14 protein-coding genes, 1 tRNA gene and 1 pseudogene are annotated in these 21,846 nt (G+C 71.5%); 9 read left to right on the top strand and 7 right to left on the bottom strand.

Going from position 1 to position 21,846, the window contains the following annotated elements:
• Positions 1-8: 8 nt before the first annotated feature.
• On the bottom strand, positions 9-1,178 hold the full coding sequence (nrtL, locus tag ACLZOT_RS10505; RefSeq protein WP_416968516.1) for an ArgS-related anticodon-binding protein NrtL: 1,170 nt from the start codon (positions 1,176-1,178) through the stop codon (positions 9-11).
• A gap of 600 nt (positions 1,179-1,778) precedes the next feature.
• Positions 1,779-2,145 (bottom strand): annotated as a pseudogene (locus tag ACLZOT_RS10500) (response regulator); the annotation flags it as partial.
• A 151-nt stretch (positions 2,146-2,296) separates the two neighbouring features.
• Between ACLZOT_RS10500 and ACLZOT_RS10495 the strand changes: the two are divergent.
• Positions 2,297-2,368, top strand: a tRNA-Arg gene (locus ACLZOT_RS10495).
• A 144-nt stretch (positions 2,369-2,512) separates the two neighbouring features.
• Here the strand turns inward: ACLZOT_RS10495 and ACLZOT_RS10490 are convergent.
• The gene (locus tag ACLZOT_RS10490) at positions 2,513-2,893 is read right to left on the bottom strand and encodes a DUF6083 domain-containing protein (protein WP_416968515.1); all 381 of its coding nucleotides are present in this window, start codon (positions 2,891-2,893) and stop codon (positions 2,513-2,515) included.
• Between the two features lie 251 nt (positions 2,894-3,144).
• Here ACLZOT_RS10490 and ACLZOT_RS10485 point away from each other — a divergent pair, with 251 nt between their 5' ends.
• The 8 genes from ACLZOT_RS10485 (at position 3,145) to ACLZOT_RS10450 (ending at position 15,326) form a co-directional block, all read left to right on the top strand.
• Positions 3,145-3,699 (top strand): NADPH-dependent FMN reductase, encoded by a 555-nt coding sequence (locus tag ACLZOT_RS10485; RefSeq protein ID WP_416968514.1) that lies wholly within the window; start codon positions 3,145-3,147, stop codon positions 3,697-3,699.
• Positions 3,700-3,818: 119 nt separating this feature from the next.
• Positions 3,819-4,604: a hypothetical protein gene (locus ACLZOT_RS10480; RefSeq protein ID WP_416968513.1), complete on the top strand. Its 786-nt coding sequence runs from the start codon at positions 3,819-3,821 to the stop codon at positions 4,602-4,604.
• 743 nt (positions 4,605-5,347) lie between these two features.
• Positions 5,348-7,237, top strand: coding sequence for a WD40 repeat domain-containing protein (locus tag ACLZOT_RS10475; RefSeq protein ID WP_416968512.1), 1,890 nt, complete (start codon positions 5,348-5,350; stop codon positions 7,235-7,237).
• A gap of 28 nt (positions 7,238-7,265) precedes the next feature.
• Positions 7,266-8,615 carry an MFS transporter gene (locus ACLZOT_RS10470; protein ID WP_416968511.1) on the top strand — a complete coding sequence of 450 codons (1,350 nt, stop codon included), beginning with the start codon at positions 7,266-7,268 and terminating at the stop codon, positions 8,613-8,615.
• Complete coding sequence (locus tag ACLZOT_RS10465) at positions 8,612-9,283, top strand: GTP cyclohydrolase II (RefSeq protein WP_416968510.1); 672 nt, start codon at positions 8,612-8,614, stop codon at positions 9,281-9,283. The genes ACLZOT_RS10470 and ACLZOT_RS10465 overlap by 4 nt, the downstream gene beginning before the upstream one ends.
• Positions 9,280-10,968 carry a WD40 repeat domain-containing protein gene (locus ACLZOT_RS10460; protein ID WP_416968509.1) on the top strand — a complete coding sequence of 563 codons (1,689 nt, stop codon included), beginning with the start codon at positions 9,280-9,282 and terminating at the stop codon, positions 10,966-10,968. Before ACLZOT_RS10465 ends, ACLZOT_RS10460 begins: the two co-directional genes overlap by 4 nt.
• On the top strand, positions 10,965-11,921 hold the full coding sequence (locus ACLZOT_RS10455; RefSeq protein WP_416968508.1) for a formylglycine-generating enzyme family protein: 957 nt from the start codon (positions 10,965-10,967) through the stop codon (positions 11,919-11,921). Before ACLZOT_RS10460 ends, ACLZOT_RS10455 begins: the two co-directional genes overlap by 4 nt.
• A gap of 195 nt (positions 11,922-12,116) precedes the next feature.
• A complete protein-coding gene (locus tag ACLZOT_RS10450) occupies positions 12,117-15,326 on the top strand; it encodes an AfsR/SARP family transcriptional regulator (protein WP_416968507.1) in 3,210 nt (1,069 codons plus the stop codon).
• A gap of 299 nt (positions 15,327-15,625) precedes the next feature.
• On the opposite strand, the gene ACLZOT_RS10445 is transcribed toward ACLZOT_RS10450, so the two are convergent.
• From ACLZOT_RS10445 to ACLZOT_RS10430, 4 genes are all read right to left on the bottom strand, one after another.
• Positions 15,626-16,102: a DUF4430 domain-containing protein gene (locus ACLZOT_RS10445; RefSeq protein ID WP_416968506.1), complete on the bottom strand. Its 477-nt coding sequence runs from the start codon at positions 16,100-16,102 to the stop codon at positions 15,626-15,628.
• A gap of 126 nt (positions 16,103-16,228) precedes the next feature.
• Complete coding sequence (locus tag ACLZOT_RS10440) at positions 16,229-17,299, bottom strand: LacI family DNA-binding transcriptional regulator (protein WP_416968505.1); 1,071 nt, start codon at positions 17,297-17,299, stop codon at positions 16,229-16,231.
• A gap of 285 nt (positions 17,300-17,584) precedes the next feature.
• Positions 17,585-19,909 carry a beta-galactosidase gene (locus ACLZOT_RS10435; protein WP_416968504.1) on the bottom strand — a complete coding sequence of 775 codons (2,325 nt, stop codon included), beginning with the start codon at positions 19,907-19,909 and terminating at the stop codon, positions 17,585-17,587.
• 44 nt (positions 19,910-19,953) lie between these two features.
• Positions 19,954-21,717, bottom strand: a complete 1,764-nt coding sequence (locus ACLZOT_RS10430; protein ID WP_416968503.1) for a beta-galactosidase — start codon at positions 21,715-21,717, stop codon at positions 19,954-19,956.
• Between the last annotated feature and the right edge of the window lie 129 nt (positions 21,718-21,846).

Here is a 21,846-nt window from a genome sequence, read left to right as displayed (position 1 = left end):
GGTGCGTTCTACAGATGCTCTGGAGCGTCGATGCCGAGCAGGGACAGGCCACCGGCCAGCACCGCCCCGGCGGCTTCGGCGAGCGCGAGCCGGGTGCGGTGGGCGGCCTCGGGTTTCTCCTCGCCCTTCGGGAGGACGCCGGGGAGGAGGGGGAGGAGGGTGTCCGCGATCGCCACGAGGTGGTGGGTGAGGCGGTGGGGGGTGTGGTGGGTGGCTGTGGTGGTGAGGACGCGGGGGTGGTCGGCGAGGAGGAGGTGGAGGGGGGGGAGGGGGGAGGTGCGGGCGGGAGTGCCGCAGGTGTGCGCGATGTGCGCCTGCACGCCGGGTTCCGGTGCGGTCGGCGGTGCGGGCGGCTCCTGCGACGTGAAGCCCAGCGCCGCCGCGTTGCGGGTCAGGGCGCGGGTGCGGGCGTACGCGTAACGGACCCGGAAGAGGGGGTTCGTCTCGCGTTGGACCAGGTGGGAGGGGGTGAGGTGGGGGTGGTCGTGCGGTGCCGGGTGGAGGAGGGCCCAGCGGGTGGCGTCCTTGCCGAGGGGGAGGTGGGGGGGTGTTGCGGGGACGGGGGTGATGCGTACGAGGTGGGGGGCGCCGGGTGTCTCCGCGGGGCCGGGTGCCTCTGGGGGGCCGGGTGCCTCCGCAGTGCCGGGTGCCTCTGGGGGGCCGTACGCGTCGATCTCGATGTCCAGGGGCGAGGTCCACTCCGGGGTGGGGCGGGTGTCGCAGGACGTGTGGACCGGGGTGCCCTGGGAGCGGAGGACTCGGGCGAGCGTGTCCATCGTGACCAGCGCGCGGAGTTCGTTCGGGGCGTGGAGGTGCGTGCGGGGGGTGGTGGGGGTGTCCGTGTGGCCGTACCGGGGGCCCCTGGTCAGGATCTCCGTGATCAGGGTCCGGGGGGGTTCCTGGAGGGTGATGTTCAGGAAGCCGGGGGGTGTGACCACTACCTCCCCGATGCCCTCCGCCGCCGACAGGTGCGTACGGAGGATCTCCGCGACCTTCAGCGGGGGGTGGCCGGCCGGGCGGGCCAGCTTCAGGGCGATCGGCGTCGCGTAGTCGCCGCGGCCGCCGGGGCCCGGGGGTGTCACGGATGCCCGGGCGGGGACCTCGACCCGCAGCTCACCGGCGTCGACTGCGTGCCGGACGGCACGCAGGACGGTGTGGGAGAGCTCTGTGGGGGTCACGGGGCAAGCGTAGGGGAGGAGGGGGGTGGGGAGGCGAGTCGGTTTGGCCAGGTTCCGGGATGTGGACAGGGGTGGGGGGTTGGGGGGGTGGGGTTTTCGGTGCCGGGGTCGTTCAGGGGGTGCGTGGGTGGTTTCCGTGGGGGTGGGGTGGTTCGGGGGCGCTCTGCCTTCTTCGCCGGGTGCGTTCCGGAGGTGGGGGTCAGCTTCCGCTTTGTGCGGGGCGTTTTTCGTCGCCGTGGTGGGGGGTGGCGGGCTCGCTCGGATCGTCGGGGGTGGGTGGGGCGGTGAGGGGGGTCTGTGGGGTGTTGGGGGTGGGTGGGGTAGCTGGGGTGGAGGGGGTGCCGGGAGGGGGCGGGGTGGAGGGGGTGCCGGGAAGGGACGGGGTGGAGGGGGTGCCGGGAGGGGACGGGGTGCCGGGGGCCGTCCCGTTGCCGGGGGTGCCGTAGTCGTCCGGTTCGCCGGGGTCGGTCGGTGGGCGGGGCCCGGTCAGCTCGGCGGGGGCGCCGGGAGCGCCGGGGGCGCTGGGGCCGCTGGGGCCGCTGGGGCCGCTGGGGACAGGGGGTGCCCCGGAGTCGTCGTACTCCCTCCCCTGTCCCTGCCGGACGAGTTTGCGTACGACGTCGACGAGCGCGGCGGGCTCGAACGGCTTCGGCAGGAACACGTCGACCCCGGCGTCGAGGCCGGCGTCGACCTCGTCCGGAGTGCACGCGCTGACGATCGCCAGCGGGAGATCACGGGTACGGGGGTCCGCGCGGAGCTGTGCGGCGGTGCGCAGGCCGTCCAGTCGGGGCATGACGACGTCGAGGGTGACGGCGTCCGGCCGTACCTCGTGCACGACTTCCAGACACTCGGCACCGTCGCACGCGGTCACGACCTCGAAACCCTCCAGTTCGAGATTGACCCTGATCAGCTGCCGGATGACCTTGTTGTCGTCCACAACAAGCACCCGCCCCGACGCGCCTGGCACCCCTTGAGAGTAGGTCCGCACCGGCCACCGCGTCCGGCTTTTCCCCACTTCCGCCCCCTACGTGCGGCCCCCGCCCCAAACCCGTTCGGGATCACCCCACCCGAGCTGGTAGTGTTCTGTCCGTCGCCGCGAGCAACACCTCGCCGATGAAGCCCCCGTAGCTCAGGGGATAGAGCAACGGCCTCCGGAGCCGTGTGCGCAGGTTCGAATCCTGCCGGGGGCACCTTGTATGAGGTGCCTGATGAAGACCCCGTCACCAGCGGAGACGCTGAGGCCGGGGTCTTCGTGTATGTGTAGCGGCCCAGGGGTGGGGTCTGTGGGCTGGTGGGTACTGGCCTGGGCCGGGTCCGGGATTTTTGAGGGGTCGTCAGCCGGCGTCCGGCCACTGCTCGGTGGGGGGAGGCGGCTCCGGTTCGTTTCGTTCCGTCTGGCGTGCGTTCTCCCCTCTTAGGGCGGTCAGCCATGGCCATAGGTCCGGCAGCGACTGTGCCGGGCAGGCCAGGCGATGTTCGATGCGGCAGCGCTGGGACGGGTCCGGTGGGCAGACCCCGTAGACCGTCACCCGCCCGTCGGACAGCTCGATCCACCGGTGCTCCGCCGGGACCGTGTGGGCAAGTGGAGCCATGTCCGGTTCCAGCATCACCCAGTCGTATTCGAGCGTCGGCACCCGATCCTGCGGCAAACCGCAGTACGGGCAACGCGACCGCGCGCTGCCGAACCGACTCGGCGTCTTCTCGAAAGCCCCCATAGAGCGAGGGTCGACATGTCGACGGCCTCTGCGTAGGGCACGAACCGGACGGGACGCATGGGGTGGTCGAGCGCTGATGGATCGCGAGGCGACGCGGCAGGTGCATCCGGCAACCACTGGCCGGGGAGGCACGGCCGAGACACGGCAAGGCTGGTGGTACCGGATCGGGAACGGATCGGAATCGGGGGTTTCTAGGGTGCGGGGGAATCGTTCGGGCTGAGAGGGAGGGTGAAGTGACCGAGATTGTGCTTATGTCGGGGAGTGTTCGGGGTGGGTCGTACAACTCGGCTGTGGTGGCGACGGTGCGGCGGATGGTGGTGGAGCGGTTTGGCGGGGTAGGGGTCGTGGTGGTGCGGCCGGGAGAACTGCCGTTCTATGACGAGGACTTGGATGCTGTGGACGGGTCCGAGGCGGTGGTGCGGATGCGGGAGCAAGTAGCGGCCGCGGATGTGGTGTTGATGAGTACGCCGTCCTACAACGGGGCCGCTTCCGGGGTGTTGAAGAACGCTGTGGACTGGTTGTCGCGGCCTTATGGGGAGAGCTGCCTCGACGAGCGGGTCGTGGCGGTCGTCAGTGCTTCGCCGGGACCTCGGGGGGCCGTCGACGCCCAGGCGGGGCTGGTCGAGGTGCTCGGGCATGCGGGGGCGCTCGTCGTGGAGCATCCGCCGGTGGCCGTCGCCCATGCCGAAGAACTGCTCACCGTCGAGGGGGAGTTCGAGGACCCCGGGGTGCTGGCCGAGCTGGAGAGCCTGGTGCGGGCCGCGTTGGAGGCGGCCGGGCACGGTGCGGCTCCGCTCGCGGTCTGACGTACCTCATCGCTCGATCCCCTCACCGGTCTGCGGCCGGGCACGGACGGCAAGTCGGCGTCCGGGCCCGGCTTTTGCCGTCGTTGTGCGTCCCCCTTCCCTTCCTGAGAGTCGTCGTCATGAGTGAACCGTCCCGGCAGCCCCGGATCCTGCTCGTCGGACCGTCCGTGAAGGTCGTGCGGGCGGCCGACGCGGCGGGGTTCCGGGTGTGGTCGTTGTGCGATGCGGGGGGTTGCCCTTCGGGTGGGCAACTCGGGGATCTCTCCGAGCGGTTGATGGTCGTCGACTTCCGGGACGAGGGCGCGTTGGCGGAGGCGGTCGGGGTGGCCGAGGGGGCCGGGTTGTGCGTCAACCCGGCTGCTGCGGTGCGGTTGTTGGGGGACGTGGAGGCGGTGCGGGGGGTGGCCGGCGTCAACGGGCTTGCCCGGGCGGAGGGTTCGGGGGGCGGGGAGCGGTTCCGGGTCGACACGTTGAGTGTGCACGGGATGCATCACGTGGTCGGGATCAGTGTCGAGACGCCGTACGGGCCGATGTTCCCGGCGCCGGTCGGTGGGGGTGTCGCGGCGACGTTGCGGTCCGCGGTGGTCTCGTTGCTCGATCTCGCCGGGTATCGGTACGGGCCGGCGCACACGTTCGTCGTTCTCTCGCCGCGGGGGCCGGTCACGGTCGGGTGCCGGACCGTCGTCGCGGAGGAGGTGGTGGCGGAGCTGGTGCGGGTGGCGGCGGGGCGGGATGTGGTGCGGGACGCGTTCGAGGTGCTGGCCGGGCGGGACGTGGGGCCGGTGCGGGCGGGGCGGTTCGCGGTGGCGGTCGCGGTGTCCGGGTGGAGACGGATGGTGCTGGGGGCGGAGTCGGTGGGCGAGGTGCTCGAACTCGCGGGGACCGTGCGGGAGTTGGCGGGCTGATCGGGGTGGGGTGAGGCCGGGGCGGCTCCGCGGGTGGGCGGGGGCCGCCTCGTTGTCGTACCGGGGATCCTCGTACGGCGGGCTGTCATACCCGGGGCTGTCATACCGGGGGCTGTCGTACCCAGGTCGTAGCCCTCAGGTCGTCGTACCCGTACGGGAGGGCTACGCCCGTTCGCAGGTATCCGGCGTCACCCCGGCGGGGAACGCATCGGGACCCGTTCGGGAAGGGCGGGCGGCATCTTTTGGGTGTCGCCGGGTGACGGCGGTGAGAACGAGTGGTGGGAGGAGGTACTGCCATGATCCGCAAGCCGGTTCGCCGGGGCGTCAGCTCCCGCAAGTCCGCGGCCTGAGTGCCGTTCCTCGTCTCTTCGAGGTCAGGGAAGGAGGTACTGCCATGATCCGCAAGCCGGTTCGCCGTGGTGTGAGCTCCCGCAAGTCCGCGGCCTGAGCGTCGTTCCTCGTCCCTTCGACATCCGAGAAGGAGGTACTGCCATGATCCGCAAGCCCGTTCGCCGGGGCGTCAGCTCCCGCAAGGCCGTCGCCGCGTAAGGCGAGGCCCCTTCTCCGTGGCGGGCACGGCGCTTCGCGCGGTGCCCGCCACCGGTGTATCCGAGTCCGGCTCGGTGCCGTGTCCAACTCGGCGCCGGGCGTGGGCCGTTGACGTACGGCGCCGACGGCACGCAGCACCCCGAGAAGTCTCAGCACCCCGAGAACCTCCCAGAAACAGCCTGAAGGAGCCTGAAATGGAGTTGACCGACCGCGTCGTACGGATCGTGCACGTACCGGGAGCCGGGCTGCTGGCCGCCGATGTCACGGGCCGTATCCACCTGTTGGACGACGATCTGCGCATCCTGCGTTCCTCGCCGGCGCCGACGGGCAGTGTCGTGGCGGGCCACGCGCCCGTGTACACGGTGACCGCCGCCGACGGCTGGGTGGTGGGCCGGGACAAGCGGGGGACCTTGCTGCGGTGGCGACTTGACACGTTGGAGCTCACCGACGTGCTCGATGCCGACCGGACCGCCAATCGTGGGGAGTTGCTGGACGGCGAGGAGCCGTCGCCGGTGATGAGCCGGGGCATCACCGTGCACAAGGGCAAGGTGTACATGAACAACGGGTACCGGCAGATGGCGGTGCTGGACCTGGAGACGTTCGCGGTCGAGCGCATCGAGCCGAACTTCGCGGGCCATGTGCCGCTGGAGTGGTTCTGCCAGGACCACCCGAGCGTCGACGCCGCCTCCGACAAGGCCGGGCGCGTGTTCCTCGGCGACCTGGAGACCCTGGACTTCCCGACCGTCGTCCAGGCGGACGGCGGGAACATCCACCGCATCCTGTACGACCCGCTGCACGACCGCTTCTGGGCGACGCAGGACGACGGCGTCGACGAGAACGACAACATCGCGAACGGCGTGCTGACGCTGGACGCGCAGGGCAACGTCACCGGTCAACTCCTGCTGGCCCGCGACGATGTGGAGTTCCTGGCGTTCTCGCCGGACCACCGCACGGTGTACGTCGGCGGCTTCGACGGCGTCCTGCACCTGCTGGACAACAGCACGCCGGAGCTGAAGGTCGGCTCGACGGTCACCGGATTCGCGCACCAGCTCACGGACTTCGCGGTGCACGACGACGGCTCGATCTACACGCTGACCCAGGACGGCGACCTGCGCCGCCTCACTGCGGACGGCACGACGACGCTGGCCCGCGCGCCCTTCCGCCGCCAGTGCGTGTGGGACATCCAACCGGCCCTGGACTCGGACGAGTTGTACGCCGCGACGGACGACGGGGTCGCCGTGCTGTCGGTCCTCGCCGACAACCTGGGCGAGCCCTACCTCGCGACCCGCGCGCACCACGTGCACGGCATGGGCTTCACCCGCCGCGTCGTCCCGCTCCCCGGCGGGTACGCCGGCGTCACCCGCGACCAGTGGGTGTTCCGCAACGACCAGGACGGCACCCAGCTCTGGCGCCACCGGGTCGCCGCGCTCGCGCACACCGTGTCGGGCTCGCCGGACCACACCCGCCTGCTGGCCTGCCACAACGACGGGGTCGACGAACTCGACGCGAACACCGGCGACTTGATCGCCCGCATCGACATCGGCCGGGCCTCCGCGTGGGCGGGCTGCTATCTGCCGACCGGCGAGCGGGTGATCGCCTCCAGCACCGGCCTCGTGTCGGTGTACGCGGCCGAAGGGGACGCGGTGCTGCGGGAGTTCGCCACCGAGGAGTACCCCAAGCGGATGTGGGCCGAGGACGCCGACCACCTGATCATCACCGGCGAGAACGGCGTGAAGCGCCTCTCGCTGCTGACGGGTGAAGTGACGCACCGCTGGACGGAGTTGCTGGACAACACCGTCGAGAACGGCGCGTTCCAGGGCGACATGGTGTACGCGGTGTCGTACGGCGCCCAACTCTCCGTGTACGACCGGGAGTCGACGGAGATCGTGGCCCTGGTGGAGGACCTGCCGGACTTCGCGAAGGCGCTCGCGGCGGTGCCGTTCGGGGACGACGGACAGCAGGTGCTGCTGGCCGGCGGCCGCGGCGGCTGGATCCGGGTCTTCCTGACGGCCACCGAGGACCGCAAGGCCCCGCTGACCCGCGTACGCGACCTGATCGTGCCCCGGCAGAAGACGATGCCGTGAGCGAACCGCACCCACAGGAGGCGAGGCCGTGAGCAAGAGCGATGCGGGAAGGGGTGAGGACGTGACCAGGACCGGCGGACCCGTGAACGCCTCCGACCCCGAACTCCCCCAGGCACCGGGCCCGTTGCCCGCTCCCGATCTCGACGAGGCGAAGCCCTCCCCCTGGCGGGACCGGCGGTTCCAGATCTTCGCGACCGGAAACGTCGTCAACAACATCGGCGAGGCCGTCTACACCGTCGCCCTTCCCCTGTTCGTGTACGAGCGCACCGGCTCCCTCGCGATCATGTCGCTGCTGGCGGTGCTGACGCCGGCGACGCTGCTGCTCGCGCCGGTGCTCGGTGCGGTCGTGGACCGTTACGGGGCACGGGTGTTGGTGGTGCCGGGCCTGCTCGTGCAGGCCGCCGCGGCAATCGCCCTGAATCTGACGGGACTTGCCGAACACGCCCCCGTCTGGCCGCTGTTCGTGTTCGGGGCGCTGGTGCAGATCGGCGGCGCCGGGTACCGGATGGGCTGGATGACCGGCGTCGCGCACATGTTCCCGGAGAATCCGGTGCGTTCACGGGCCAGCCTCGGCAGCCTGTACACGGTGACCAACGTGGTGGGTCCGCTGCTGGTCAGCGCCGCGCTGCTGGTCGTCGGGTACAAGGGGCTGCTCTGGTTCAACGTCCTGACGTTCCTCGCGCCGATCGTGGTGTGGCTGATCGGCGTGCACCCGCCCCGGGTGAGTCCCGCCAAGGAGCAACACGGCCTCGTCAAGGGCCTGTTGGACGGCGTGCAGGTCATGCGGCGGGCGCCCGTCCTGCTGCACGCGATCCTCGTCTTCGTCCCCATGCTGCTGGTCGGCACCACCGGCACCATGACGCTGTCGCTGTTCCGGCTCCAGCACGACTGGGACCTGTCGCCGCGCGCGGTGGGCCTGGTGCTGGTCGGGGTGCGGATCGCCGGGGTGCTCGGGACGATCCTCGTGTCCGAGCGCAAGACGTTCCCGTTCCGGGCGATCACGCTGGTCGGCACGGTCGGCATGGGCGCGGCGCTGCTGCTGATGGCGTCCGGGTCGGTGCACGTGTTCGTCGCGGCGATGGTCGTGATGTTCGGTTTCCAGGCAGCGTTGAGCGTGGCGAGCGACCTGATGGTGTTCAAGTTCGTGCCGGCGGACGCGCTGGGCCGGGTCGGCGGGATCGTCGACCTGGTCCTGGGGCTGCCGATCCTCGCGGGCCCGCTCGTGGTGCCTGCGCTGGCTCAACTCCTCGGCTCCTCCGCCGTGTTCCTCTCCTTCGGCGTCGTACAGCTCGCCGGTCTGCTCTGGCTGTGGCGGACCTGGCGGCAGTGGGCGCCTTCCCCGCACACCTCGTCCCGAGAGGAGGCCGTCCCGGCATGAGCGACGGCAACAACAAGGGCTCCGGCGACAGTTCCGCCACCGACATCTCGCCGGGCGTCCGTGCCCGGGTCCCCGTCACCCTCAACAGGGCAGGCACGACTGCCGAGTTGGTGACCTTCACCGAACTCGCCGACCACCAGGAGCACGTGGCCGTGGTCGTCCCGGCGCCGCGCCGTACGGTCCCTCTGGTCCGGCTGCACAGCGAGTGCCTGACCGGCGACGTCTTCGGCTCGGCGCGCTGCGACTGCGGCCCGCAGCTGGAGGAGTCGCTCCACCTCGTCGCCCGGGACGGCGGAGCGGTGCTGTACCTGCGCCAGGAGGGGCGCGGGATCGGCCTGTACAACAAGCTGGACGCGTACGTCCTCCAGGACCGCGGCAGCGACACCTTCGAGGCGAACCGGCTGCTCGGCCGGGGCGAGGACGAGCGCGACTACACGGCGGCGGCCGAGATGCTGCGCGCCCTGGGCCTGACGCGGATCCGGCTGCTCTCCAACAACCCCGACAAGGCCGAGCAGTTGACGGCGCTGGGCATCGAGGTCGTCGAACGGGTGCCCACCGGCGTCTACTTGACCGGCGAGAACGGCCGCTACCTCGACGCGAAGGCCCGGCACGCCGGCCACACCCTGCCCGTACCGAACCCCAACTCCCTGGAGGTGTCTGTCCTGTGATCCGCCACCACGGCCCGATCAGCGGAATCGCGGCCCACGACGGCAGGTTCGTGGCGACCGCCGGTTACGACAACCAGCTCGTCCTGTGGGACGTGGCGACCCGGCGGGCGGTGGCCCGCGCGGTCCATGACCACCTCGCCAACCAGGTGTCGTTCAGCCCCGACGGCAAGCACCTGGTCTCCTCCTCCAGCGACTACACGGCCCGCCTGTGGTCGGTGCCGGACCTGAAGCTGCTCGCGGTCCTGGCCGAGCAGGAGGACGACGTCGAGATGTCGGCGTTCCACCCGGCCAAGCCGCTGATCGCGACGGCGTCGCGGGACCACCGGGTGCGCGTGTACGACTTCTCGGGCGCGCTCCTGCACACGTTCGCCGGGCACACGGCGGACGTCATCTCGGTCGAATGGGCGTACGGCAGCGACGAGTTGGTGTCGTCGAGCGACGACGGCACGATCAAGCGCTGGTCGATCGAGACGGGCGGGCTGGTCTCCGACACGGACCTCGGCGAGGTCGAGACGGACACGCTCGCGGTGACGCCGGACGGCACGGTGTTCGCGGGCAACGACGAGGGCGAGATCGTCGAGCTGCGCGCCGAGGGCACGGTCACGCACCACGCGCACGAGGCCGGCATCAAGCGGCTGGTCCTGGACGCCGCGCACGGCCGTATGGTGAGCCTGAGTTACGACCGGACGATGCGGGTGTGGGACGTGACGGACGGGCTGCGGCCGGTCGCCGCGTCCACGTTCCCGGCGGACGTGTGGCCGCGTTCCTGCGCCTTCCTCGACGAAGACACCCTGGTCTTCGCGACGTTCGGGTCGTCGTACGCCATCCACCACATCGGCAGCGGGAGTTGGGACCTCGACCACGTCGAGCCCACGCACGGCGTGAACGCGGTCGCGGTGCACGAGGGGGCCCGGCTCACCATCGGGGACGCGGGCATCCTGCGCCGGGACGGAGTGCCGGTCGCCGAGACCGGCAGCCTGTGCAACTTCCTCACACCGGTCGCCGGCCGGGTGTTCAGCGGCGGCCAAATGGGCACCGTCTTCGACGCGTTGACGGGTGAGGTCCTCCACCAGCACCGCTCCCCGCTCAACTGCGGCGCGGCCTTCGAGCGCGACGGCGTACCGCACGTGGTCCTCGGGGCGTACACCGGCGAGGGCCTGGTGTTCTCGGTACGGCCGGACGGCGCCGTGAAGCACGAGGCGACGCTGCCGCTGCACACCGGCGCGGTCAAGGGCATCGCCGTCTCCGACGGGCGGATCTTCTCCGTGTGCGCCGACGCCGCCGCGTCCTGGTTCGCCACCGCCGACTTCTCCGAGATCGCGCGGGCGGACGCCGCCCACGACCGGATCGCCAACGGCTGCGCCGCGCTGCCCGGTGGCCGATTCGCCAGCGTCAGCCGGGACTTGGTGCTGCGCCTGTGGGACGGCTCCACGGCGACCGCGCACGCCACACCGCACGACCACTCCATCAAGTGCGTGACGGCCTCGCCGGACGGACGGTACGTGGCGACGGGTTCGTACAACGGCCTGGTCGCGGTCCTCGACACGACCTCGGCCTCGTGGTCGGCCGTCCGCCGCCCCACGACGTCGGGCATCTCGTCCCTCACGTGGGACGCCAACTCGGCTGTCTTCCTTGCCGGTTCGTACGACGGGCAGGTGTACGAAGTCCCGGGGACCGAGGCGTGAACCCCAACGAGGTCGGGGACCGCGCCGCGATGGGGCTCCCGGAGTCCTTCGTACGGCGCGGCCCCGAGCCGGAGTTCGACGGCGAGCTGCTGGCGGCCTCACCCCAGGCACTCGCCGTCGTCGCGGGGTCCGCGGCGGAGCCGTACGCCCGCCGGTATGCCGCCGGGACGCTGCTCGCGCTCCTCGGTGACCCCCGGATCCGGGTGTTCGAGCCGGAGTTGGTGGACGTGCCGGCCGCGAAGGTGACCATCGGGCTCGCGGAGGAGAAGGTCGCCGGGGTGGCCCGGCGGTGGTCGCATGTGGGCGTGCTGGAGGAGTGGATCGCGAAGGAGGCGCCCGAACACGACGTCGACATCGCGGAGTTCAGGATCGGCCGCTATCCGGTGACGAACGCCGAGTACCAGGTGTTCCTGGCGGAGACACGGGTGACCTGGCTGCCGAGTTCCTGGCAGTTCGGGGTGTTTCCCCGGGAGTTGGCCAACCACCCCGTGTGGGGGGTGCCCGCCGAGGCCGGGGACGCGTACGCGGCGTGGCTGTCACGGCGTACCGGGCGGCGGTTCAGGCTGCCGTCGGAGGCCGAGTGGGAGTACGCGGCGTCCGGCGGGGACGGGCGGGAGTATCCGTGGGGCGAGGGGTTCCGGGCGGAGTGCGCCAACACCGTGGAGGCGGGGCCGCTGCGGACGACGCCGGTGGGGATCTATCCGGCGGGGCGCAGTCCGTTCGGGATCGACGATCTCGCCGGGAACGTCGAGGAGTTCGTCGCGGACGACTACGCGGGCTATCCCGGCGGTGTGGCGGAGCCGGACGACCTGTTGCTGACGCGCGGGTCGTACCGGGTGGCGCGGGGCGGGAGTTTCACCCGGTACGGGGATCTCACGCGGTGCACCCGGCGGCACGGGTGGTACGACAAGCCCATCTACGCGATCGGCTTCCGGTTGGCCGAAACTCCCTGATCGCGCCGGGGGTCGTCCGGCCGGCGCCCCGGCCGCCGGCCGACGCGCGCCCGAACCTCCCAAAGTATCCGCCCAGTTGAACCACACCCACCTCCCCCTGCCCGACAATCGCACGAGACACCGGTGCGAGACCGAGATGAATCCGTTCCTCTCCGCTCGGACGCGGAGCGGAACACGGGGGCTGGGAGAGGGTACGTGGCGTATGGGAAACCGGAGAACGTCCGCTTCAACATCCTTGGTTCGCTTGAGGGTTGGCACGACGCCCGAAGGCTGAAACTCGGCGGTCCCACCCAGGAACGCGTACTCGTCACCCTGCTGCTCGAACCGGACCGGATGGTCCCGGTCCCCCGGCTGGTGGCCGCCGCCTGGGACGACGAACCACCGCAGACCGCATCTCACCAGGTCCGCAAGGCGGTTGCGGCGCTACGCACCCGGATCCCGGGCGGCGCGGACCTGATCGTCACCGACGGCACCGGCTACCGGGCCGTCCTCGCCGACGGCCAACTGGACCTCCACGAGTTCAACCGCCGCTCCCGCCGGGCCCGCGAGGCGTCGGCCGCCGGGCAACTCCACGAGGCGGTCGGGGAGTTGCGGGCGGCCGTCGAGCTGTGGCGCGGGCCGGTGCTCGCGGGGGCGGGCGGGCCGCTGCTCTCCGCGGCCTCCGCCGCCCTGGAGGAGCGGCACATGGCGATCGCCGAGCAGTACCACGGACTGCGCCTGGAACTCGGCGAGGCGGGCGAACTCGTGGGCCCTCTACGCGAGTTGATCTCCTCGCATCCGCTGCGGGAGGCGCTGCGCGGCCAGTTGATGCTGGCCCTGTACCGGTCGGGACGGCAGGCCGAGGCGCTGGAGGAGTTCGCCCGGGTGCGTGAACTCCTCGTCGAGGAGCTGGGAATCGATCCGGGGGCCGAGCTGACGCGGCTGTACGAGGCGATCCTGCGGGACAGTCCCGAGGTGGCTCCGCGCTCCCCCGTGGTCCGGGGAGTGCGGGTCGGTGTGACACCAGGGGCGGCAGCAGGGGCGACATCGGGACCGGCTTCGGGACCGGCTATAGAGGCGGCTTCAGAGGCGGCTCCAGGTGTGACGGCGTTCGCCCCGGCACCGGAAGGCACAGGCCCTGATCGTGCCGTACCGGATCGTGAGGTCCCGGATCGTGCGGTTCCGGATCGTGCGGTTCCGGATCGTGCGGCTCCGAAGGCCGAACCCGCCGATCCGCCCCGGACGTTGCCCTACGACCTGCCCGACTTCACCGGCAGGCAGGGCGAGTTGGAGCGGATCGTCGCCGCCGGCCGGACGCCGGGCCGGGGAGCGGCCCGGATCGTCGGCGTGGACGGCATGGGCGGCAGCGGCAAGACCGCGCTGGCCGTGCACACCGCGCACCGGCTCGCCGAGGAGTACCCGGACGGCCAACTCTTCGTGGACCTGCGGGGGTTCAGCCCCGGCGAGAAGCCACAGGAGGCCGGCCCGGTCGTCGACTCGCTGCTGCGCAGCCTGGGTGTGCCGGACGACCGGATGCCCGAGGGGATCGAGCGCCGGCTCGCTCTGTGGCAGCAACTCTCCACCCGGCGACGGCTGTTGCTGGTCCTGGACAACGCGGTGGACGCCGCGCAGATCCGCCCGCTGCTGCCCGCGTCCGAAGGGTGCCTGGTGCTGCTCACGAGCCGGATGCGGATGCTCGACCTGGACGGCGCCGAGTGGCTCTCCCTCGAACTCCTCTCCCCCGCCGACAGTGCCGCCCTCCTGGCACGCACGCTCGGCCCGGACCGGATCGCCGCCGAACCCGCGGCCGCCGAGCAACTGGTCAAGCTGTGCGGGGGGTTGCCGCTGGCGCTGCGGATCACCGCCGCCCGGCTGCGCAACCGGCCCCGCTGGACCCTCCAGTACCTCGTCGACCGGCTCGCCGACGAGACGCGCCGGCTCTCCGAACTCAGCGCTGGCGAGCGGAGTGTGGAGGCCACGCTGAGGCTGTCGTACCAGGCGATGGAGGAGCCCCGGCGGGCCGCGTTCCGGCTGCTCGCCCTGCATCCGGGGACCACGCTCGACGTGCACTCCGTCGCCGCGCTGCTCGACGGCGACGTCCGGACGGCCGAGGACACCTTGGAGCACCTCCTCGACATCCACCTCCTGGACCAGCCCGAGATGGGGCTCTACTGCTTCCACGACCTGGTGCGCACCTACGCGTTGGGGCTGCGCGGCGACGCGGACGACAGGGCCGGGGCCGTACGGCGGCTGGTGTCGTACTACGTCGACGCGACCGAGGCGGCCTGCGACGCGCTGTTCCCGGGGCGGACGCGGTACGAGGTGGGTACGGGTCAACGGGCCTGGGACGTACCGGAGTTCGGTGATGGCGAGCAGGCGTTGGCGTGGTTCCGGCGGGAACACGACGCGCTGCGGGCGGTGGTGGAGCAAGCGGGTCCCTCGGGGCTGCACCGCGAGAGCGTCGTCCTCGGCCGGAATCTCATGTTCTGCCTCAACCTTCTTGGCCGGCATGAGGAGTTCAGGGCCGCCGCGCGGGTCGCGGTGGCGTCGGCGCGGGTGCTCGGGGACGCGTTGCTGCTGCGGGTGAGCCTCGGGAATCTGGGGATCGCGCACTGGTGGCTCGGGGCGTTCCAGGACGGGATCGAGGCCGCCGGAGAGGCACTTGGGCTGGAGTCCGGGGACCGGGCGACGGAGGCGTTCTGTCTCGACGTGCTCGGGCTGCTGCACAGCGCGCTCGGCAACTTCGAGCGGGCCCGCGCCTATCTGGAGCAGGGGATCGCGCTGCACCGGGAGTTGGGCTCCGCACGGATGGAGGCGGAGGCGCTGGCCAACCTGAGTTCCGTGCTGACCTGGAGCGGGCGGTACGCGGAGGCCGCCGAACTCGCCGCGCGGGCCACGGAGTTGAACCGGCGGCTCGGTGAACGGGGCAACGAGATCACCTCGTTGACCTGGCTGGCGCTGGCCCATCTCGGGCTCGCGGAGGACGAGCGGGGGCGGGTGTACCTCGCGCAGGCCCTCGAACTGTGCGACGAGAGCCTCCAGCCGGGCAACGTCGCACTGGTGCACGCGCATTGGGCGTTGCTGTGCCAGCGGCGGGGGCGGGAGCGGGAGGCACGTGTATTCGGCGACCGGGCCCTGGAGTTGGTGTCGGTGCGGGGAACGTCCTTGCGGCGGGCCGCTGTTGCCAACGTGGTGGGGGTGGTGCGGCGGCTCCAGGGGGAGCCCGAGCGGGCGGCGGCGCTGCACCGGCGGGCGCATCGGCTCGCTTCGGCGCTGGGGTACCGGATCGAGGTGGCGCGGGCCTCGGCGGGGCTGGGCGAGGTGCTGGCGATGACGGGCGACCAGGAGGCGGCGAGCGAACACCGGGCTGCGGCACGGGAGTTGTTCGACGCGATGGGGGTGTCGGAGGCGGGCCAGGAGATGTGAGGCGGCCGGGTACGACGAAGGCGGGCCGTCATCCGGTGACAGCCCGCCCCCTCTGTGCTACCGGTCCGTGCGGTCCCCGACCGGAGTGGTCAGTACCGCACGTTGCCGGGGCCCCTGTCGTCGGCGAGGACGATCGAGGCGGCGAAGCCCGGCCCCCTGTCGTCCGCGCGGACGGCCGGCTTGCTGCGCGGAGTGCTCGTACGCATCACTGTCCCCCTGTGTCATCGGCGTTCGTCCTGTCACCGATGGTCCCGGGAGACGTTCCCCGTAGCTTCCCGAGTCGTTCCCCGTACGGGAGTTCAGAGAGTGGTCCAGGTGAACGCCACCGTGTCCTTGGCGTTCAGCTTGAACTGGCAGCCGCCGACAGGGATCGAGGTGCCGTTGACCGAGATGTTCCAGTAGGCGGTGGCGTCGCTCTTGACGCCCTTGACGGACTCCACGAGGTAGTCGTCGAACGAGGCGTACCAAGTGCCGTCCCAGGTGAAGCCGTTGACGCGGGCCGCGTCGTCCAGCGCCGCCGTCGGGGTGGGCACCGGGGAGGGGTTGGCGCCCGCGTTCGTGCCGTCGCAGGTGTGGGTGCCGCCCGTGGCGGGGGTGACGTCGTGGCCCTTCGTCCTGACCTTGCCCTTGAACAGCAGGCCGTCTGGGCCCTGCACGGTCAGGGTGACCTTGATCGGCGCGTTCGTGCCGGTGTACTGGGTCTGGGCCTGCGCGGTCGCGGGGACGGCGAGGAAGGTGAGAGCGAGGACGGTCGTGCTGATCGCGGTGCGGCGCATGTCGGTGCCTTCCGGTGCGGAGTACGGATCAACGGCCGTAAGGAGTCTAGGGGCCTTTCGGGAGCTACGGGTCGTACCCGGTTAACCCGCGAGTACTAGGCGCCCGAACCGTGCTCTCCTCCCTCCTCACGCCCGGTACGGTGCCGTGCTCTCCCGGACGATCAGGTCGACCGGTACTACGGACGGGGGTCCCTCTGGAGTGGGGCCCGTCTCGATGCGGTGCAGGAGCGCGTGCAGGGAGCGGGTGCCGATCTCCTGGAAGTCCGTACGGATCGTGGTGAGCGGCGGGAGGTAGTGCGCGGCCTCGGGGACGTCGTCGTACCCCACGATGCTGACGTCCTCGGGGACGCGGCGGCCCGCCTCGTGCAGGGCGCGCAGGATGCCGAGCGCCATCTGGTCGTTGGACGCGAAGACGGCCGTGACCTCGGGGTTCTTGGCGAGCTGGCGGCCGAGGTCGTATCCGGAGTCCGCGCTCCAGTCGCCGACCAGGGGTTCGGGGACGGGGGCGCCGGCCGCCTTCAGGGTGGCTTCCCAGCTCTCCGCGCGGCGGCTCGCGGAGGTCCATCCGGTGGGGCCGGCGACGTGGTGGACGGTGGGGTGGCCGAGGGCGAGGAGGTACTCGGTGGCCTTGCGGGCGCCGGTGTGCGCGTCGGCGGTGATCATGGGGGTGCCGTCGCCGAGGTCGTTGTCCATCATGACGAGCGGCAGGTCGAGGTGGGCCTCCGCGAGGGCGGCGGCCATCCACAGCTGGGGGGCGATCGCGATGATGCCGTCCGCGCCCTCGGCCGAGAGCCGCTCGACCGCCTCGACGACGGTGTCCGGGTCGGCGGTGTCGAGGGCGATCGAGCTGACGAGGTAACCGGCTTCCTGCGCCGCGGTGTTGACGGCGGTGAGGGTGGAGGCGGGGCCGTAGCGGGCGGCGTCGAAGGAGATCACGCCGAGCATGCGGGTGCGGCCGCTGGCGAGCGAGCGGGCGCTGCGGCTGGGCCGGTAGCCGAGGGTCCGCATCGCCGCGCGCACCGCCTCGCGGGTCTCCGCCCTGACCGCCGGGTTCTCGTTCAGCACCCGTGACACGGTCTGCTTGCTGACCCCGGCGAGCCGCGCGACGTCCTCCATCACCGGCCGGTTCCCGGCGAAGTTCCGCCGGCTGCGCCCGCCTCCCTTCGTCCCCGGGTTCCCGGCAGCGCCTCTCGTCATGGTGGGTGCTTCTTCCCTCGGCCGTCCCCCGGCCCGCTCGTCTCCGGGGCCTCGGGCCGCCGGCGCTGGGGTGGCCGACGGATTCACAGGATAGGACGGGGGCGGGAGGAGGGGTGGCTCCGGAGTACTACGGGTTGCAGGGGGTGTACGGCCCGTAGCTCCGAAGTACTACGGGCCGTACGGGTCTGGCGGGGTAGCTCTGAAGTAGTACACGGGTACGCCGCCCCCGGGGCGCCCGGCGACGGGGGCAGCCCCTCAGCCCGCCGTCTCTCAGCCTGCCGTCTCTCAGCCCACCGTCCAGACCCGCGCGGCGACGATCTCCGCGCCCCGGATCCCCGCGCCCTCCTCCCGCTCCACCGGCAGGTACACCCGCGCGGACGGGTCCGACGCCAGGACCCGTACCGTCAGCTCCTCCCCCTCGGGTATCAGCCCCAGACCGATGTCCCAGGGCCGCCCGGAGAAGAACTGGTCGGCGACGAGCCGCTCCCCCACGTACGCCCGGGCCACGTCGCCGTGCCAGTGGAGCCGCAGGACACCGGGCCCGTCGTACACGGGGACGCGTACGCGGTACTCGGCGGCCGACCGCGCGTACCACTCGTCGGCGGGGGCGCTGGCCCGCTGGAGCACGCCGGTCGCGGGCGGGGGCGGGTCACCCGCGGGGCGTACGAGGTCGACGGCCGGTACGGGAGCCGGGCCCCCGGTCCCTCTCAGGGTGTACCGCGTGAGTACCCCGTCCCTGGTCTCGCTCAGCCCCTCCCCCTTCGGCAGCCGCTCCGGCGCGGGGAGGACGGCGAAGGAGACGGTGTCCGTGCTGTCCGGGGTACGGCCGTGCAACCGGACCTCGGCGCGGTGCTGGTCGAAGACGACGCCCTCGGCGGAGAGGACCAGCCGCTCGGCGCCCCACGCGTGGCCCTTGTAGGCGGTGCGGGCGGTGGCGGCGTCCAGGACGAGGAGGTCGGTCCCGGTGCCGGTCTCGATGCGGGCGGCGGTGCCGGGACGGATGCCGGTGATCAGTACGCCGCTCCCGTCCTCGAACGCCGATCCGACCGCGGCTCCTTCCGGCAGCGCGTTCGCCACGACGCCCCCGCCGAGCGCGACTTCGACCGGCACCCCCTCGGTCGCGGCCAGCACGAGGACCGTACGGTCTCCGTCCCGGACCGTGCACACGGGCTGAGCCGTGGCCCACTCGACGCGCAGTTCCCCGAACTCCATCCTGAACGGCCAGCAGAAATACGCGCCTTGGGGAACTGTGAAGGGCTCGCTGGGGAAGCTGAGCCCGCCGACGACGAACGTCGTGCCGGGATGCTCGGCCAACTCCCCGTGCGGTTGATGGTTGTTGACGAAGAGGAACCCGGACTCCCCGTCGGTCCGGACGGCCCAGCGCAGTGTCTCCATGTCCTGCTGACCGGTCGGCACCGCCAGGGGAAGCACCGACTCCATCGGCGCGAGGCGCTCCCCGAACTCCGCCAACATCAGGTGCTGGAGCCGGAGTTCGTCGTACGAGGCGCGGTACTGGCCGTACTCCCCCAGCGGCGCCTGGAAGTCGTAGGTCAGGACGGGGAGGTCGTTGGGGTAGCCGGTGGCGTGGGACTCCTGGAGGCCGGGGGCCGGGTTGGTCCCGCCGTGGAACATGTAGTAGCCCTGCCACACGGACCCGCAGCCGATCTTCGTGAGCCCGAGCGCCCCGATGTCGGCGGCGTCGACCCGCGGGCGGCGGTGGTAGGCGACGGCCATCCCGCCGCCCAACTCGCAGGTGGCCCACGGGAATCGCTCGGCGTACACGGCCGAGTCGACGCCCTGCACGGTGGTCGGGCGGAGGTCCGCGCCGATGCCTTCGTCGTCGCGCTGGTGCGTGAAGAAGAAGTGCTTGCGGCAGGTGTCGGGCCAGCCGCCGTCCGCCTCGGTCCAGAAGGTCTCGGGGTAACCGCCGTACAGCGGCATCAGCTCGTCGCCGGGGAGCTGGACGCCGCCCCAGGCGGTGGACGTCCACAACGGCGCGCTCATCCCCGCCCGTTGGGCCATCCGCTTGAGGGTGAGCAGGTGGCCCGGCTGGTCGTACAGCTCGTTCTCGATCTGGATCGCGACGATCGGGCCGCCCGACGCCCGGTCCAGGCCGGTGAGTTGTTCGGCGATTGCCTCGAACCAGGGTTCCACGAGGGCGAGATACACGGGGTCGTCCGTGCGGGGCGCGTCCGTGCGGGACAGGACCCGGTCGGGCAGGCCGCCGTTGCGTACCTCCGCGTGGGACCAGGGGCCGATGCGCGGGATGAAGTCGAGGCCGTGGCGGGCGCAGAGTTCGGCGAAGCGGCGGAGGTCGAGGTCGCCGTCGAACCTGGGTGCGGCTTCCGTCGGTTGGTGGTGGATCCAGATGACGTACGAGGCGACGGCGGTGACTCCAGCCGCCTTCATCTTGAGGAGTTCCTCCTCCCAACTCTCGTTCGGGTAGCGGGAGTAGTGGAACTCGCCGGAGACCGGGAACCAGGGTTTCCCGCCCCGGGTGAGCCAGCGGCCGGTGACCGCGATGGGGTCCGGGACGCCCGGGGCGTCGGAGAAGGGGAGGTGGCCGGTGCGGGGTGGGGCGGACGGGGTGGGGATGCGCAGGTGGTACATGGCTGAACTCACTTGCCTCGCTGGGTTTTCGGGCCGCACGGGCTTCACTGGCCCTTCGGGCCGAGGTCGGGAGTGTCGACGAGGCGTGCGTGACGTGTCGTGTTCGCCTGGAGTTCCAGGACGATCAGCGTGTTGGCGCCGGGGCGCAGGACGGGGGCCGGGACGTAGAGGGTCTGCTGAGGGCCCCGGTTCCAGTACCGGCCGAGCGAGAAGCCGTTGATCCACGCCTGGCCCTTCGTCCACCCCGGCAGGGAGAGGAAGGTGTCGGCGGGGTCGGTGACCTCGAACGTCCCCCGGTGGAAGGCGGGTTCGGCGCACGCCTCGGTCTCCGCGTCGGCGTACAGCGCGGCGCCGAGGGGCGCGTCCATCGGCAGCGGCCGGCACTCCCAGCCGGTGACCGGCATGCCGTCGAACGTGACCGGGCCGAGCAGACCCTTGGGCGTACCGATCTTCGGCCCGTAGTTGACGCGGCCCATGTTCTCGACGAGCACCTCCAACACGGCGCCCCTGCGGTGCACTTGGACCGGGAGGCTGGTCTCGCGGCGCTCGTTCTCCAGCACACCGACCGGTGCGCCGTCGATGTACACCTGGGCCCGGTCCCCGACTCCGCCCTCGAAGCTCAGCACCCCGAGGCCGTTCTTCGGCAGGCTGCTGCGGTACAGCACGTACCCGGCCCGCGCCCCCAACTCGTCGGCTGTGATGGGCATTTCGGTGCGCACGGTCCGTCCCGACAGTTCCGAAAGGTACGGCAGCAGCGGCGCCCGCTCGGTCAACTCGACCTCGGTCAGCGGAAGTTTCACCGACGGTGCGGGCAACTCCTCGGGCACGGGGGCGTACTTGGCGATCACCTCGCGGAACGCGTGGTACTTCGGGCCCGGGTCGCCGTTCTCCGTGAGGGGTGCGTCGTAGTCGTACGACGTCACCGTGGGGGCGTACGTGTGGTGGTGGTTCGCGCCGTTCGTGAGGCCGAAGTTGGTGCCGCCGTGGAACATGTAGATGTTCACCGAGGCGCCCGCCGCGAGGAGCCTGTCCAGGTCGGCCGCCACGTCCGCCGTGTCCCGGGTGTGGTGCGGGCCGCCCCAGTGGTCGAACCAGCCGATCCAGAACTCGGCGCACATCAGGGGGCCTTCGGGCTGGTGCTCCCGCAGGGTCGCCAGTGCCGTGTCGATCTTTCCGCCGAACGTGCCGGTGGACAGGACGCCCGGGATGCTGCCGGCCCGCTGGTGTTCGGAGTTCACCTGGTCGCAGGTGAACAGGAGTTCCTCGATACCGCGCGAACGGAACGCCTCCATCAGGTGCTTGAGGTACGCGGTGTCGTTGCCGTACGCGCCGTACTCGTTCTCCACCTGCACCGCGATGACCGGGCCGCCGGACGCGGCCATGTGCGGGAGCAGTGGGGGCAGGAGCAGGTCGAGGTAGCGGTCGATGATCGCCGTGAACTTGGGGTCGCTGGTCCTGAGGCGGACGTCCGTGTCCGACATCAGCCAGTGCGGGAGGCCGCCGCCGTCCCATTCCGCGCAGATGTAGGGGCCTGGGCGGAGCAGCACCTTCAGCCCTTCGGCCTGCGCGAGCCGCAGGAACCTCGGCAGGTCCAGCAGCCCGTCCAGCACCAGCGTTCCCGGTTCCGGCTGGTGCAGGTTCCAAGGCACGTACGTCTCAACGGTGTTGAGGCCCATCAGCCGCGCCTTGCGCAGGCGGTCCGCCCACTGGTCCGGGTGCACACGGAAGTAGTGCAGCGCCCCGGAGATGATCCGGAAGGGCTCGCCGTTGAGCTCGAAGGATGTAGGGGTAGTGGTCAGGGCGGACATGGGGGTCCTTCCGGAGAGGGGGGTACGGGACGGAGAGCAGGCAGAACCTTGCAGGTGCGGATCGGGCACACAGCCTCCAGGGGTCGACCCACGTCATCGTGAGCGGCTCTCGAAACCTCCGACGGGCGA

This window comes from Streptomyces sp. 4F14 (assembly GCF_048159485.1).
Taxonomy (GTDB): domain Bacteria; phylum Actinomycetota; class Actinomycetes; order Streptomycetales; family Streptomycetaceae; genus Streptomyces.
This window is presented reverse-complemented; position numbering and strand designations above follow the sequence as displayed.